We start from the raw sequence: 14463 nt of genomic DNA, 5'->3' as shown, positions 1-14463 counted from the left end.
GGCCGCGATGCACATCCTCACCACGACCTCCGCCTCGCTCGATGATCTCGCCGAGCCGGTCGATCTGCGGCAGACGCCGGCGGATATCGTGGCCCTGTCCTTCACCGACAGCGACCTCGCCGGCCTTGCGGCCGCGTGGAAGGCCGATGCCGGCCGGCTGCCGTCCATGCGGCTCGCAGCACTACGCGACCTGCGCCATCCCATGTCCGTCGACCTCTGGATCGACAGCGTCGCCCGCCACGCCAAGATCATCCTGGTGCGCATCCTCGGCGGTTACGACTGGTGGCGCTACGGCTGTGACCAGCTTGCCGCGATCGCCCGCCAACGCGGCATAAAACTGGCGTTGCTGCCCGGTGAAAGCCACGACGAGGATGTCAGGCTCATCGAAGCCTCGACGCTGCCGCGCGAGGAACTCGACGCGCTGCTCGGCTATTTTCGCGAGGGCGGCCCGGCGAATATGAGCGCGCTGATGCAGCGGCTGGCGGGGTTGGGGGGACAGGATGCGGCTGTTTGCGAGCCGGTCAGCGTGCCGAAAGCGGGCTACTATCAACCCAGTAGCGGCATCGTCCCCCTCCCCCTCGAGGGGAGGGTCCGGCCGCAGGCCGGGGGTGGGGTCCTCTCCGAAACGCGCCAACTTAAACAAACGCCGAGCCCGGTCGTGCCGACCCCACCCGGTCCTGCGGGCCACCCTCCCCTCGAGGGGGAGGGAAAGGTCATCCCTATCCTCTTCTACCGCTCGATGCTGCTGGCCGCCGATGTCGCCCCCATAGACGCGCTTTTCGAAGCGCTACGGCAGCGCAACATGCTCCCCGTCCCCATCTTCGTCTCCAGCCTCAAGGACCCGGCGTCGCTCTCCTTCGTGGAAACCGCGCTCGCCGCGCTGAAACCCGCAGCCATCATCACCGCAACCGCTTTCGCATCCGGCGCCGAACCCGGTGTCGAAACCCTATTCGACCGTGCCGGCGTGCCCGTCTTCCAGGTCATTGTCGCCACCACGCGTAGCGATATCTGGGAGAACAACCAGCGCGGCCTGGCGCCCGCCGACCTTGCCATGCATGTCGTGCTGCCCGAACTCGACGGCCGCATCCTGGCAGGCGCCATCTCCTTCAAGGGCGAAAGCGAGACCGACCCCGCGCTTGGCCACCGCGCCTTCGCCAATCGGCCGGAGTTGGATCGGGTAGCGCAGGTGGCGGACCGTGTCGCAGCCTTTATCCGCCTGCAGGAGACGCCCCGCGCCAACCGCAAGCTGGCGATCCTGATCCCGGACTACCCAAGCGCGCCCGGGCGTACGGGCTATGCCGTCGGCCTCGACGTTCCGTCGAGCGTGCTGGCGATGCTGCATGACCTGAGCGAGCAGGGTTATGTGGCTGAGGGGATTCCGCAATCGCCGCGTGCGCTGCTGGATTTGCTGGAGCGCGGCAGTGATGGGCTCGGGTTGGATGATTATATCGACCTTTCGAAGTATCTGCCAGTTGAGGCAATGACTGCCGTCGAGGCCGCGTGGGGAAAAGCAGAAGACGAAATAGGTTTGCGCGAGGCGCCCCCCTCTGTCCTGCCGGACATCTCCCCCACAGGTGGGGAGATTACGCCGTCATCACCGCTTTCGCCAATCTCAACCGTTGAAGGAAGAGAGCCGGCAACGGAACTGCCAATCTCCCCCCAAGTGGGGGAGATGTCCGGCAGGACAGAGGGGGGCGCCTCGCGCGAACCTTCGCTATCAAGCAAAAAACACTTCCCCTTCCGCGCCGCCACCTTCGGCAACGTCACCGTCGCGCTCGCCCCGGACCGCGGCCGCTCCGCCGACCGTCGCGCCGACTACCACGACCCGATGCTCCCCCCGCGCCATGCACTCCTCGCCTTCGGCCTCTGGCTGCGCAAAACGCTTGGCGTCCACGCTCTCATCCATGTCGGCGCGCATGGCACGCTGGAATGGCTGCCGGGCAAGACGGTTGCCCTCTCGAAAACCTGTTTTCCCGAGATCGTCACGGGTGCATTGCCCGTCATCTATCCCTTCATCGTCTCCAACCCCGGCGAGGCCGCACAGGCCAAGCGGCGCATCGCCGCCGTTACCCTTGGCCATCTGCCGCCGCCGCTGACCGGCGCCGGATTGGACGAGGATCAGCACAAGCTCGAACGTCTGGTCGACGAATACGCCCAGGCCGACGGCCTCGACCGCCGCCGTCGCGACCGTCTCGCCAGGCTGATCGTCGACACCGCACAGAAAACCGGCCTCGCCTCGGAAGCTGGCGTCGCCAGGACCGTCGCGCCCGACGAGGCGCTGCGCCGCATCGACGCCTGGCTCTGCGACCTCAAGGATTTCGCCATCAAGGATGGGCTGCATATCTATGGCCGCGCGCCCGAGGGCGAGCCCGACGCCATGCGCCGCCAGAGCGCGGAGGCCGAAAAGATGGCGCTGCTTGCGGCACTCGATGGCCGCCACGTCAAGGCAGGTCCAGCCGGCGCGCCCGCGCGCGGCCGTTCCGATGTCTTGCCCACCGGCCGCAACCTGTTCACCTCCGACCCGCGCACCATGCCGACGCCGACCGCCTATGAGCTGGGCCGGACAGCGGCGGAGGAAGTGGTGCGCGGCTACATGCAGTCGCATGGCGACTGGCCGCGTTCGCTGGTGACAGACCTCTGGGGCTCGGCTTCGCTGCGCACCGGCGGAGAGGAGATCGCGCAAGGCCTGGCGCTGATGGGATGCCGGCCGCAATGGGATGCCGCGACCGGCCGCATCACCGGCATCGAAGTGCTGCCGCCGGCTACGCTCGGCCGCCCGCGCGTCGATGTCACCTGGCGCATATCAGGCCTGTTCCGCGACATGTTCCCGACCCAGATCGCGCTGATCGATGCCGCCGCCAACGCCGTCGCCGCGCGCGACGAGGAGGGTTTGGAAAACCCGCTCGCCGCCAAAACCCGCGCCGATGGAAAAATCAGCCCGCGCATCTTCGGCACCTCGCCCGGCACCTATGGCGCCGGCGTCGAGGATCTCCTGTCGGGCGGCGGCTGGGGCGCGCGCGAAGAGATCGGCCGCGCCTATCTCGATGCCACCTCGCACGCCTATGGCGGCGCGGGTGGCGAAGGCATATCGGCGCCCGGCGTCTTCGAGGGGCGTATTGCCGAGGCCGATCTTCTGGTCCACACCGGCGACGACCCCGGCCGCGACATTCTCGAAGGTTCCGCCGACGTCGCCTTCATCGGCGGCTTTTCGGCAGCGCTCGCGGCGCTTGGCAGGAACGCCGACGTCATCGTGCTCGACACCACGGACCCGCAAAAGCCAAAGCCACGTTCGGTCGGCGAGGCGGTGGCCCGCGTCGTGCGCGCCCGCGCCGTCAATCCCCGCTTCATATCAGGCCAGATGCGGCACGGCCCCCGCGGCGCCTCCGAATTCGCCGAGACGGTCGACCGGCTGGTCGGTTTCGCCGAAACCACCCATGCCATATCGGGCACGCTGATCGAGGCCGTGCACGACGCCTATGTCGGCGACGCCGAAGTTCGCGCCTTTATCCTGCGCGAGAATCCCGCCGCCGCGAAAGTCATCGCCGAGCGCTTCCTGTCGGCGCGTCGGCGTGGCCTTTGGCATCCCTTGCGCAACTCCATCGACGACGATCTCGCCGCGCTGATTGCCGAGGCGGAAGCGCTGGGGGTGGCGGCATGAACGCCTTCTCGCGCCGCGGCGCCTGCCCCGCCCTGTCGGTGCCAATGCAGACAGGTGACGGCCTGTTGGTGCGGCTCAACCCTGTTTCAGGAGGGTTGTCGCCGAAGCTGTTGATCGGACTGGCCGAATCCGCCCTGCGGCATGGCAATGGCATCATGGAAGTGACAGCACGCGGCAGCCTGCAGATACGCGGGCTGACCGAGGCAAGCGCGGCACTGCTGGCGACGGAGGTCGATGCGCTGGGCATCACCGTGCGCACCGGCCTGCCGGTCGAGACCGGGCCGCTGGCGGGCATCGATCCCCAAGAGATCGCCGACCCCCGGCCGCTGGCTGAGCGGATCAGGATGGCGGTCGAGGAAGCTGGATTGACACAACGGCTGGGGCCGAAAGTTTCGGTGATAGTCGACGGCGGTGGGCAGTTGACGATGGATACGTTGACGGCCGATGTGCGGCTCGTTGCGGTGCGCATCGATGCGGGAATCCAGTGGCAGGTGTCGGTCGCGGGCGATGAACAGGATGCGAGGCTGCTCGCCACGGTGAGAGACGACGCGGCGCGCGACATTGCCGTAGCGGTGCTGAGGATGGTGGCCGAGAAAGGTCGTGAGGCTCACGCGAGGGATCTATCGGAGAGGCAGTTGGCGTCTCTCGCCGGTTGGCTATGTTTGACAGGTTTGCGCGAGGCGCCCCCCTCTGTCCTGCCGGACATCTCCCCCTCGAGGGGGGAGATTACGCTGTCACTGATGGTTTCGCCAATCTCCGGTGTTGTTAAGGAAAAGCCGGCGTCGAAGCTGCCAATCTCCCCCCCTGAGGGGGAGATGTCCGGCAGGACAGAGGGGGGCGCCTCGCGCAAACCTATCGGCCTTTTCCCCTTAGCCGGCGACACTTTCGCCCTCGGCATCGGCCTCCCCTACGGCAGCGTGCCGGCGGACAAAATCATCACCCTTGCCCAATACGCCCTCACTCTCCGCACAATCGAAATCCGCCTCGCCCCAGGCCGCGCCCTGCTCTTCCTCGGCCAGCCACCGGCCGCCAAGCAGCCCCTTCAACACACAGCCGCCACCCTCGGCTTCATCACCTCCGCCACCGACCCGCGCACGCGCATCGCCGCTTGCCCCGGCGCGCCGGCCTGCGCTTCCGGCCGCATCGCCACGCGCGATATTGCCGAGGCGATCGCCGCCGAAAACGCCGACATCCTCGACTTCACCCTGCACATTTCCGGCTGCGCCAAGGGCTGCGCGCATCCCGGCGCGGCGGCGCTGACAATCGTCGGCGGCGAAAATGGAGCCGGACTTGTCGTGAACGCGACGGCAAAGGCCCTTCCTGCCGGCTACAGGCCGGGCTATGACGCCGCGCGCGGTGTCAGTCGCGTTGCGGCGGTGATCCGCAGCGCACGATATCAGGGCGAAACAGCCACCGCTTGCCTGACAAGGCTCGGGCTGGCCGGCATCGCCGAGGCTTACCGACAGGAATGAGCATGGCCGCCTACGACTATATCCACGACGGCACAGCGATCTACGAGCGCTCCTTCGCCATCATCCGCGCCGAGGCTGATCTCGCGCGCTTTTCCGAAGCTGAGGCCGATGTCGCGATCCGCATGATTCATGCCTGCGGCCAGGTCGAAGCATCAAGTCATTTTGTCTTCTCCCCTGATTTTGTGACCGCCGCCCGCACCGCTTTGGCGGCCGGCGCGCCGATCTTCTGCGACGCGGAAATGGTCTCGCATGGCGTCACCCGCGCCAGGCTGCCGGCCGGCAACGAGGTGATCTGCACCTTGCGCGACCCGCGCACGCACGACATCGCCAAGGCGATCGGCAACACCCGATCGGCCGCAGCGATCGATTTGTGGGGTGAGCGCATGGCAGGCTCCGTCGTCGCCATCGGCAATGCGCCGACCGCGCTGTTCTATCTCCTGGAAAAGCTGCGCGACGGCGCGCCGAAGCCGGCGGCCATCATCGGCATGCCGGTCGGCTTCGTCGGTGCTGCCGAATCCAAGGATGCGCTGGCCGAAAATTGCTATGGCGTGCCCTATGCCATCGTGCGCGGCCGGCTTGGCGGCAGCGCCATGACCGCCGCCGCGCTCAATTCATTGGCGAGGCCCGGCCTGTGAACGCGATTCCAAAAGGCCGTCTCGTCGGTGTCGGCACCGGTCCCGGCGATCCCGAATTGCTGACGCTGAAGGCCGCGCGCGCCTTGGCCGAAGCCAATGTCGTGGCCTATTTCGCCAAACGCGGCAACAACAGCAATGCGCGCGCCATCGTCGAGGCGCGCTTCCGGCCTGACATGCTGGAACTCCCGCTGCTCTATCCCGTCACCACCGAGATCGACAAGGATCACGACGACTACCGCTCGCAGATCACGGCGTTCTACGAGGAATCCGCCGAGACAGTCGCCGAACATCTTCAGGCCGGAAAAATGGTCGCCGTTCTGTCCGAAGGCGATCCGCTGTTCTACGGCTCCTACATGCACCTGCATGTGCGCCTCGCCCATCGCTTCCCGACCGAGGTCATCCCCGGCATAACCGCCATGTCCGGCTGCTGGTCGGCAACCGGCCTGCCAATTGTCCAGGGCGATGACGTGCTGACGGTGCTGCCCGGCACGATGAGCGAGTTCGAGCTGACGCGCCGGCTGGCCGACACCGATGCCGCCGTCATCATGAAGGTCGGCCGCAACCTGCCCAAGATCAGGCGAGCGCTCGAAGCCACCGGCAAGCTGACGCGCGCCGTCTATGTCGAGCGCGGCACCATGCCCGGCAGCATGTCGATGAAGCTCGCCGACAAACAGGACGACAAGGCGCCCTATTTCGCCATCGTATTGATCGCCGGCTGGTCAGGCCGGCCCGGCGCGCTGGGAGCGCAGGCATGAGCGGCCATCTCACCGTCATCGGCCTTGGACCGGGCAATGCCGATCAGGTCACGCCGGAAGCCAGCCGCGCGGTGGCCGAGGCGAAATTCTTCTATGGCTACAAGCCCTATCTCGACCGGCTCGAGCTGCGCCCCGACCAGACCCGCGTCGCCTCAGACAATCGCGAGGAACTCGCCCGCTCTAAGGATGCATTGATAAAGGCCGCCGAGGGCCACGACGTCGCCGTCGTCTCGGGCGGCGATCCCGGCGTCTTCGCCATGGCCGCCGCCGTCTGCGAGGCGATCGAGGCCGGCCCGGCCGAGTGGCGTACGGTCGATGTTTCCGTCGTGCCCGGCATCACCGCCATGCTCGCCGTTGCCGCCCGCATCGGTGCCCCGCTCGGCCATGATTTCTGCGCCATCTCGCTGTCCGACAATCTGAAGCCGTGGGATTTGATCGAGCTGCGTCTGCTGGCGGCCGCCGGCGCCGGCTTCGTCATCGCGCTCTACAACCCGATCAGCAAGGCGCGCCCCTGGCAGCTTGGCCGCGCCTTCGAGTGTCTGACCGCAATCCTGCCCGGCACCACGCCTGTCATTTTCGGCCGCGCCGCCGGCCGCCCGGACGAACGCATCGAGGTGTTCCTGCTGGCCGATGTCGACGCGCAGAAAGCCGATATGGCAACCTGCATCATCATCGGTTCGCCGGAAACCCGGATCATCAGGCGCGGCGACAAACCGGCGCTGGTCTACACGCCGCGTTCGGCAGCGGGCTCGACAAGATGATCGACGCCAAATTGGTTGACAATGGCGGCCAGCGCTTCGACCGTTTCAGCCGAAGGGACGTCCGGCAGATCAGGCCTGCGGACCATGATCACCTCGATATCAAGCGCCCGCGCCGCTGCGATCTTGCCGTAAGTGGCAGCACCGCCGCTGTTCTTGGACACGACGACGTCGATGCGCTGTTCCCTGAGCAGCGCCCGCTCGTCCGGCTCGCGGAACGGACCCCGCGCCAGCAGATAGCTGGCATCGGGCACTGCCAGCTGCGGCTCGACCGGATCGACGCTGCGGATGAGATAGTGGTGCTGGGGGGCTGCTTCGAAAGCGGCGACCTCTTGCCGGCCGAGCGCCAGAAAGACGCGGCGCGGCGCGGGTCCAAGCGCTTGCACGGAATCGCCCACCGTATCGACGTCAGTCCAGCGGTCGCCTTCGACCGGCTCCCAGCCCGGACGGCGCAGGGCGAAGATCGGCACCCTCACCATGCGCGCGGCTTGTGCCGCATTGGCCGAGATTCGCGCCGCATAAGGATGCGTCGCATCGATCAGCAGATCGATGCCCGCCTCACCGAGATAAGTGGCCAAACCTTTGGCGCCGCCAAATCCTCCGCTCCGCACGGGCACGCCTTGCGCGACCGGGCTTTCAGTGCGGCCGGCCAGCGACAGAGTGACCGCGGCGCGCGCAGCCAGTATTCCGGCCAGTTGCCGGGCTTCCGTGGTGCCGCCGAGGATCAGAATTTTCTTCATTTGCACCATGATGGGTCGCGCCCATTGGGCTCACCAGCGTTGCAGCCAGTCCCCTTCTCACCGTCACTATACGGGGAGAAGGTGCCGGCAGGCGGATGAGGGGCGGCGCGACATGTCAAAAAATCAGGCATCGCCCAAATGGCTCACAATCGTCGGCATCGGCGAGGACGGTTTAGCCGGTCTCGGCGACGAGGCCAAGCAGCGGATTGCCCAAGCGGAGATCATCTTCGGCGGCAAGCGGCATCTGGCGCTGGTCGCCTCCTTCGCCAAGGGCGAGCCTCGTCCCTGGCCGGTTCCTTTCGATCCAGAGATGCGCGACGTGCTGGCGCTTGCCGGCAGGCGCGTCTGCGTGCTCGCCTCCGGCGATCCCTTTTTCCACGGTGTCGGGGCCGCACTCGCCCGCAAGATCAAGCCGCAAGCGATGCATGTCATCCCCGCGCCGTCGGCCGTTTCGCTGGCCGCCGCCCGGCTTGGCTGGGCGCTGCAGGATATCGAGACCGTTTCGCTGCATGGCCGGCCGCTCGATCTGATTCGCCCGCTGCTGCAACCCAACGCGCGCATATTGGCGCTGACATCCGATGGCGATGCACCGGCGGCGATCGCCCGCCTGCTCACCGAACTCGACTTCGGCGCCTCGCGGCTGACGATCCTGGAAGCACTGGGCGGGCCAAAGGAAATGCTGCGCTCCGCCCGCGCCGATGCCTTCGACCTGGAAAACATCAATCCGCTCAACGTGCTGGCCATCGAAATTGATCCCAGCCCGCAAGCGCGCGTGCTGCCGCTTACGGTTGGGCTTGCCGATCACCTGTTCGACCATGACGGCCAGATCACCAAACGCGAAATCCGCGCCATTACGCTTTCGTCACTGGCGCCGAGGCGCGGCGAACTGCTGTGGGATATCGGCGCCGGCTCCGGCTCCATCGGCATCGAATGGATGCTCGCCCACCCCTCAATGCGCACGATTGCCATCGAAGCGGACCCAATCCGCGCCGCTCGCATTGGTCACAATGCCGCTGCCTGCGGCGTACCCGGCCTTGTCGTGGTGGAAGGCATCGCGCCCAAGGCGCTTGCAAAGCTGGATATGCCGGATGCGATCTTCATCGGCGGCGGCGGCAGCGATACCGGCGTGTTGAACGCCGCCATCAAGGCGCTGCGCCCTGGCGGCCGGCTCGTCGCCAATGCCGTGACCCTTGAGATGGAAGCCCTGCTTCTCGCCCAACATACGAAACTGGGCGGCGATCTCACCCGGATTAACATCTCCCGCGCCTCGCCGGTCGGCTCGATGCAGGCATGGCGGCCGGCCATGCCGGTCACACAATGGAGTTGGGTGAAGCCATGATCGTCGCGGGCATCGGCAGCCGAAAAGGCGTTGGGGTCGAGGACGTGCTCGCGGCGATCGAGACCGCCCTCGAAGCGCATGGGCTGGCGATGACGGCTCTTTCGGCATTGGCAACCGCCGCGCTCAAGAAAGATGAAGACGCGATCGCCGCCGCGGGCCGCGCGCTGGACCTTCCGGTCATCATCGTCGATGACACAGCACTTCAGGCCGCCTCGCCGGACACGCTCAGCCATTCCGATTTGTCGCAGGACCTTGCCGGCACGCCATCGGTTTCCGAAGCATCGGCCCTTGCGGTTGCGGGCAAGGGCGCCAGGCTGCTCGGCCCCCGCACGGTGCTCGGGCCCGTCACCTGCGCCATCGCCATCAGCGGAGACGCGCCATGACCGTTCATTTCATCGGCGCCGGTCCCGGTGCCCCCGACCTGATCACCCTGCGGGGCGCCAGACTGCTGGCAAGCTGCCCGGTCTGCCTCCATGCCGGCTCGATCGTCGCGCCCGAATTGCTCCAGCACTGCGTGCCGGGGACAAAGCTGATCGACACTGCGCCGATGTCGCTCGACGAGATCGAGGCCGCATATCTCGATGCCCACAGAGCCGGCCAGGATGTGGCGCGCCTGCATTCCGGCGACCTGTCGGTGTGGAGCGCGGTTGCCGAGCAGATCCGTCGACTGGAAAAGCACGGTATTCCCTACACGCTGACGCCGGGCGTCCCCTCCTTCGCCGCCGCGGCCGCAGCACTGCGTCGCGAACTGACCATTCCCGAAGTCGCGCAAAGCCTGGTGCTGACCCGCGTCTCCGGACGTGCATCAAAAATGCCGCCCGGCGAAACGCTGGCCGGCTTCGGCCGCACCGGCGCCACGCTGGCCATCCATCTTGCCATCCATGCCATCGACCGCGTCGTCGCCGAACTGACGCCGCACTATGGCGGTGATTGCCCGGTGGCGATCGTCTTCCGTGCCTCCTGGCCGGATGAGCGCGTGCTGACCGGCACGCTGGCAACGATCGAGGCACAGCTCGCCGCCGATCCGATGGAGCGCACGGCGATCATCTTCGTCGGCCGCTCTCTCGCTGCGGAAGGGTTTGGCGAGAGTTCTTTGTATGATGCCCATTACCAGCGGCGGTTTCGCGGACGGGACGGATTGTGAGCGGCAGCAGCAAAAACAAGGGCGAAAACGCCACGCTCGAACAGGCCTTGTCCCGGCTGAACTTCAAGCCGCGCCCGCTTGAGCCGGGCCATGTCTGGCTGGCCGGCGCCGGTCCCGGCGACCCCGGCTGCCTGACGCTGGAAGTGCTGGCCGCGCTGGCCGAGGCGGATGCGCTGGTCTATGACGCGCTGGTTTCGCCGGATGTCGTCGCGGTTGCGGAAAATGCCGAGCTTTTCTTTGCCGGCAAGCGCGGCGGGAAACCGTCGATGAAGCAGGATGACATCACCGCTTTGCTGGTCCGGCTGGCGCGTGACGGCCGCCGCGTCGTCAGGCTGAAGGGTGGCGACCCCTATATTTTCGGCCGTGGCGGTGAAGAGGCGCTGGCGCTGGCACGGGAAGATATCCCGTTCCGCGTCCTGCCCGGCCTGACCTCGGGGCTGAGCGCACTGGCCGCCACCGGCATCCCGGCCACCATGCGCGGCATCAACAAGGCGGTTATCCTGGCGACCGGCCACGCCGCCGGCACCGATGACGACATCGACTGGGCGGCGATTGCCCGCACCGGCCAGCCTGTCGTCGTCTACATGGGCATGGCCAATTTGCCCCTGATCGCCGCCGCCCTGCTCGACGGCGGACTGGCGCCGTCGACACCGGCGGCGGTGATCGTCGCCGCCACGACACCGCAGGAGCGAACCGTCGTCGCCACGCTCGCCACCATCGCCGAGGCGGCGGCCGCGGCTGGGCTCACCTCACCCGCGCTGATCGTCGTCGGCGGCATCGTCGCCATGCGCGCGGCACTGGCGGGCAAGACATGACGGCTCGGGCCATCATCATCGGTGCGCCGCGCTCGGGCTCCGGCAAGACCAGCGTCACCATCGGCATCCTGCGCGCACTCACCCGGCGCGGGCTGAAAGTGCGCGGCGCCAAATCCGGCCCCGACTATATCGATCCCGGTTTCCACACCGCAGCCACGGGGCTTTCCGGCGTCAATCTCGACAGCTGGGCGATGCCTCCGTCGCTGCTCAACGCGCTCGCCGCGCGAGCCGCCGACGATGCCGATTTCGTCATCCTCGAAAGCGCCATGGGCCTGTTCGACGGCATTCCGGCCGCGCCGGGCCGCACCGGGTCTGCCGCCGATCTCGCCCGGCTCTACAGCCTGCCGGTGCTGCTGGTGCTCGATGTGTCGGGCCAATCGACCACGGCGGCCGCCGTCGCCAAGGGATTTGCCACCTATGATCCTGAGGTACGCATGGCTGGAGTCGTGCTCAACCGGCTGGGCAGCGAGCGCCACCGGCGGCTCTCCGGCGATGCCATCGAGGCGATTGGACTGCCCGTCGTTGGCGCCATCCTGCGCGATCCCACGCTGAACCTGCCCGAACGCCATCTCGGCCTGGTCCAGGCCGGCGAATATGATGACCTGATGGCGCATCTCGACCGGCTCGCCGACATGGCGGAGAAATCACTCGACCTCGACGCCATCATGGCGCTGGCAACGCCGCTTACCCCGGCAGAAGGCGGCTTCGCCGACGCGCTGCAGCCGCCCGGCCAACGCATCGCGCTGGCCGAAGATGCCGCCTTCACCTTCCTCTACCCGCACGTCGCCGCCTATTGGCGCAAGGCCGGCGCCGAGATCGTTCCGTTCTCACCCCTCGCCGACGAAGCGCCTCACCCGGATTGCGATGTCTGCTGGCTGCCCGGCGGCTATCCCGAGCTTCACCCCGCCCGCCTCGCGGCGGCGGAGACCTTCAAAACCGGCATGGCAAGGTTTGCAGCGACTAAGCCCGTCCATGGCGAGTGCGGTGGCTTCATGGTGCTCGGCGAAGCCCTGGAGGATGCCTCGGGCGAAACGCATCGCATGCTCGGCCTGCTCGGTCATTCCACCAGCTTCGCCAAACGCAAGATGAACCTTGGTTACCGCGAGGCGCGGCTGCGTGCGGCCTGCCCGTTGGGGACACGAGGCGCGCTGATCCGAGGCCACGAATTCCACTATGCGCAGATGACGGCCACCGGCAATGACGAGCCGCTGGCCGACCTCGCCGACGGCCAGGGCAATCCGATCGGCGCTTCGGGCTATCGGCGCGGCCATGTCAGCGGCACCTTCTTCCACGCCATTGCGAGGGGCTAGGCCATGAAAAAGAAGTTCCCCAACTTGACCTTCTCAGCCCGGCAAATCCTCGATGACATCGCGCTCTGCCTGGTCTTCTTCACCAGGCTGCCGCTGCCCGTGTTCGATTTTCGCGGCCGCGGCCTTGCCGCCGCGATCTGGGCGGCACCTGTCGCCGGCGTTGTGGTCGGCCTGATCGGCGCGATCGTCTTTGCCACGGCGGAACGGTTTGGCCTTGCCATGGGCCCGGCGGCAGCTCTTGCCCTTGTGGCAACGGTGCTCACCACCGGCTGCCTGCACGAGGACGGGCTGTCCGATGTCGCCGACGGGTTTGGCGGCGGCAAGTCGCGCGGCCGCAAACTCGAGATCATGCGCGACAGCCGCATCGGCGCTTATGGCGCCATGGCGCTGGTCCTGTCGCTGCTGATCCGCTGGAGTGCGCTCTCGGAGTTCGTCGACCCCACGCAGGCGCTCTTCGCCCTCGTGGCTGCCCACGCCGCCTCGCGCGGCGTGCTGGGCGCCCTCATGCATCTCTTGCCGCCGGCGCGGTCCGACGGCCTCTCGGTTGGCGCCGGCACCGTCTCGCGGCAGATCGCCATAGCCAGTGCGGTGCTCGGCGCGATCCCGCTCCTCCTGCTTGGCCCCGGCGGCGCCATCGCCGCGCTCATCCTGCTTGGCCTGCTGTTTGTCGGCTTCCACGCGCTTTGCCTCAACCAGATCGGTGGCCAGACCGGCGACACGATCGGCGCCTTGCAGCAGGTGAGCGAAATCGCGGTGCTGCTCGTCGCTTCCGTCGCCCTTTCTTGATTCCCTTTTGACCTGATTCCCTTTCGGAGATTTTTCCCCCATGTCCTTCAAATCCCTCGATGAATTGCGCGCAGCCTGCCTCGACCTGCCCGCCGGCAGCGATGCGGCCGCCAACGCGGTCGCCCGCCGCCAGGACACGCTGACCAAGCCGCAAGGTAGCCTCGGCCGGCTGGAAAGCATCGCCGCATGGCTGGCGCGCTGGCAGGGCCGCGACATGCCGAAACTCGACCGGGTGAAGGTCTTCGTCTTCGCCGGCAATCACGGCGTCACCGCGCAGGGCGTGTCGGCCTACCCTTCGGAAGTCACCGTGCAGATGGTGGCGAATTTCGCTGGCGGCGGCGCCGCCATCAACCAGCTCGCCCGCATCGCCGGCGCCGAACTCGATGTCATCCCGCTCGATCTCGACCATCCGACGGGCGATTTCACGCAAGTGCCGGCACTGGATGAGAAGGCGTTCCTAGCCGCCGTCTCGGCCGGCCATGATGCGGTGACGAAAGACCTCGACCTGATCTGCTTCGGCGAAATGGGCATCGGCAACACCACGCCGGCCGCCGCCATTTCAGCCGCCCTGTTTGGTGGCGGTGCCGAAAAATGGACCGGACGCGGCACCGGCGTCGACGATGCAGGCTTGAAGCGCAAGGTGGTCGCCATCGAAGCTGGCCTGAAGCGCCACGCCGCGGCCCTCGCCGATCCGCTCGGCATTGCTGCGGCACTTGGCGGGCGCGAACTCGCCGCCATCTTCGGCGCCACGCTCGCCGCCCGCCATCTCGGCATACCCGTGCTGCTCGACGGCTTCGTCTGCACGGCTGCCGCGGCTCCGCTGGCAAGACTGCATCCGGCCGGTCTCGCACACACGATCGCCGCCCACGTTTCGGCTGAATCGGGCCACCGTGGCCTGCTCGAAGCCCTCGGCCTGCCGCCGCTGCTCGATCTCGGCATGCGGCTCGGCGAAGGTTCCGGCGCTTGCCTCGCCGTCAACATCGTCCGCTCGGCACTGGAATGCCATGCCCGCATGGCAAGTTTTGCCGAGGCTGGCGTTTCGGAGAAATAA

Annotated in this window: 13 protein-coding genes; 12 read left to right on the top strand and 1 reads right to left on the bottom strand. The window is 67.2% G+C overall.

The annotated features are described in order from the left end of the window. The first annotated feature begins 7 nt into the window (after nucleotides 1-7). Genes JT360_RS17410 through JT360_RS17390 form a run of 5 tightly spaced genes read left to right on the top strand, consistent with a single transcriptional unit; the run spans nucleotide 8 to nucleotide 7281 of the window. Nucleotides 8-3658, top strand: a complete 3651-nt coding sequence (locus tag JT360_RS17410) for a cobaltochelatase subunit CobN (RefSeq protein ID WP_214472896.1) — start codon at nucleotides 8-10, stop codon at nucleotides 3656-3658. Beyond that, nucleotides 3655-5130, top strand: a complete 1476-nt coding sequence (cobG, locus tag JT360_RS17405; RefSeq protein ID WP_214472963.1) for a precorrin-3B synthase — start codon at nucleotides 3655-3657, stop codon at nucleotides 5128-5130. Before JT360_RS17410 ends, cobG begins: the two co-directional genes overlap by 4 nt. A 2-nt stretch (nucleotides 5131-5132) precedes the next feature. Then, entirely contained in the window at nucleotides 5133-5765 is a 633-nt protein-coding gene (locus tag JT360_RS17400) for a precorrin-8X methylmutase (protein ID WP_214472895.1), read from the top strand. Further along, nucleotides 5762-6520, top strand: a complete 759-nt coding sequence (locus JT360_RS17395) for a precorrin-2 C(20)-methyltransferase (RefSeq protein WP_214472894.1) — start codon at nucleotides 5762-5764, stop codon at nucleotides 6518-6520. Before JT360_RS17400 ends, JT360_RS17395 begins: the two co-directional genes overlap by 4 nt. Continuing rightward, nucleotides 6517-7281: a precorrin-3B C(17)-methyltransferase gene (locus tag JT360_RS17390; RefSeq protein WP_214472893.1), complete on the top strand. Its 765-nt coding sequence runs from the start codon at nucleotides 6517-6519 to the stop codon at nucleotides 7279-7281. The genes JT360_RS17395 and JT360_RS17390 overlap by 4 nt, the downstream gene beginning before the upstream one ends. On the opposite strand, the gene JT360_RS17385 is transcribed toward JT360_RS17390, so the two are convergent. After that, complete coding sequence (locus JT360_RS17385) at nucleotides 7245-8018, bottom strand: cobalt-precorrin-6A reductase (protein WP_214472892.1); 774 nt, start codon at nucleotides 8016-8018, stop codon at nucleotides 7245-7247. The genes JT360_RS17390 and JT360_RS17385 overlap by 37 nt on opposite strands. A gap of 112 nt (nucleotides 8019-8130) precedes the next feature. Between JT360_RS17385 and cbiE the strand changes: the two genes are divergently transcribed. Genes cbiE through cobT form a run of 7 tightly spaced genes read left to right on the top strand, consistent with a single transcriptional unit; the run spans nucleotide 8131 to nucleotide 14463 of the window. Beyond that, nucleotides 8131-9357, top strand: a complete 1227-nt coding sequence (cbiE, locus tag JT360_RS17380) for a precorrin-6y C5,15-methyltransferase (decarboxylating) subunit CbiE (protein ID WP_214472891.1) — start codon at nucleotides 8131-8133, stop codon at nucleotides 9355-9357. Beyond that, on the top strand, nucleotides 9354-9740 hold the full coding sequence (locus tag JT360_RS17375; protein WP_214472890.1) for a cobalamin biosynthesis protein: 387 nt from the start codon (nucleotides 9354-9356) through the stop codon (nucleotides 9738-9740). The genes cbiE and JT360_RS17375 overlap by 4 nt, the downstream gene beginning before the upstream one ends. After that, complete coding sequence (gene cobM, locus JT360_RS17370; RefSeq protein ID WP_214472889.1) at nucleotides 9737-10501, top strand: precorrin-4 C(11)-methyltransferase; 765 nt, start codon at nucleotides 9737-9739, stop codon at nucleotides 10499-10501. The genes JT360_RS17375 and cobM overlap by 4 nt, the downstream gene beginning before the upstream one ends. Then, the gene (gene cobA, locus JT360_RS17365; protein ID WP_214472888.1) at nucleotides 10498-11316 is read left to right on the top strand and encodes a uroporphyrinogen-III C-methyltransferase; all 819 of its coding nucleotides are present in this window, start codon (nucleotides 10498-10500) and stop codon (nucleotides 11314-11316) included. Before cobM ends, cobA begins: the two co-directional genes overlap by 4 nt. Next, nucleotides 11313-12626, top strand: coding sequence for a cobyrinic acid a,c-diamide synthase CobB (locus tag JT360_RS17360; protein ID WP_214472887.1), 1314 nt, complete (start codon nucleotides 11313-11315; stop codon nucleotides 12624-12626). The genes cobA and JT360_RS17360 overlap by 4 nt, the downstream gene beginning before the upstream one ends. A 3-nt stretch (nucleotides 12627-12629) precedes the next feature. Then, entirely contained in the window at nucleotides 12630-13412 is a 783-nt protein-coding gene (cobS, locus tag JT360_RS17355) for an adenosylcobinamide-GDP ribazoletransferase (RefSeq protein WP_214472886.1), read from the top strand. A 40-nt stretch (nucleotides 13413-13452) separates the two neighbouring features. Further along, nucleotides 13453-14463, top strand: coding sequence for a nicotinate-nucleotide--dimethylbenzimidazole phosphoribosyltransferase (gene cobT / locus JT360_RS17350; protein ID WP_214472885.1), 1011 nt, complete (start codon nucleotides 13453-13455; stop codon nucleotides 14461-14463).

Source organism: Mesorhizobium sp. dw_380 (assembly GCF_018588885.1).
GTDB lineage: Bacteria > Pseudomonadota > Alphaproteobacteria > Rhizobiales > Rhizobiaceae > Mesorhizobium.
The sequence above is the reverse complement of the archived record's forward strand: the minus strand, read 5'-3'. Positions and strand labels throughout refer to the sequence as shown.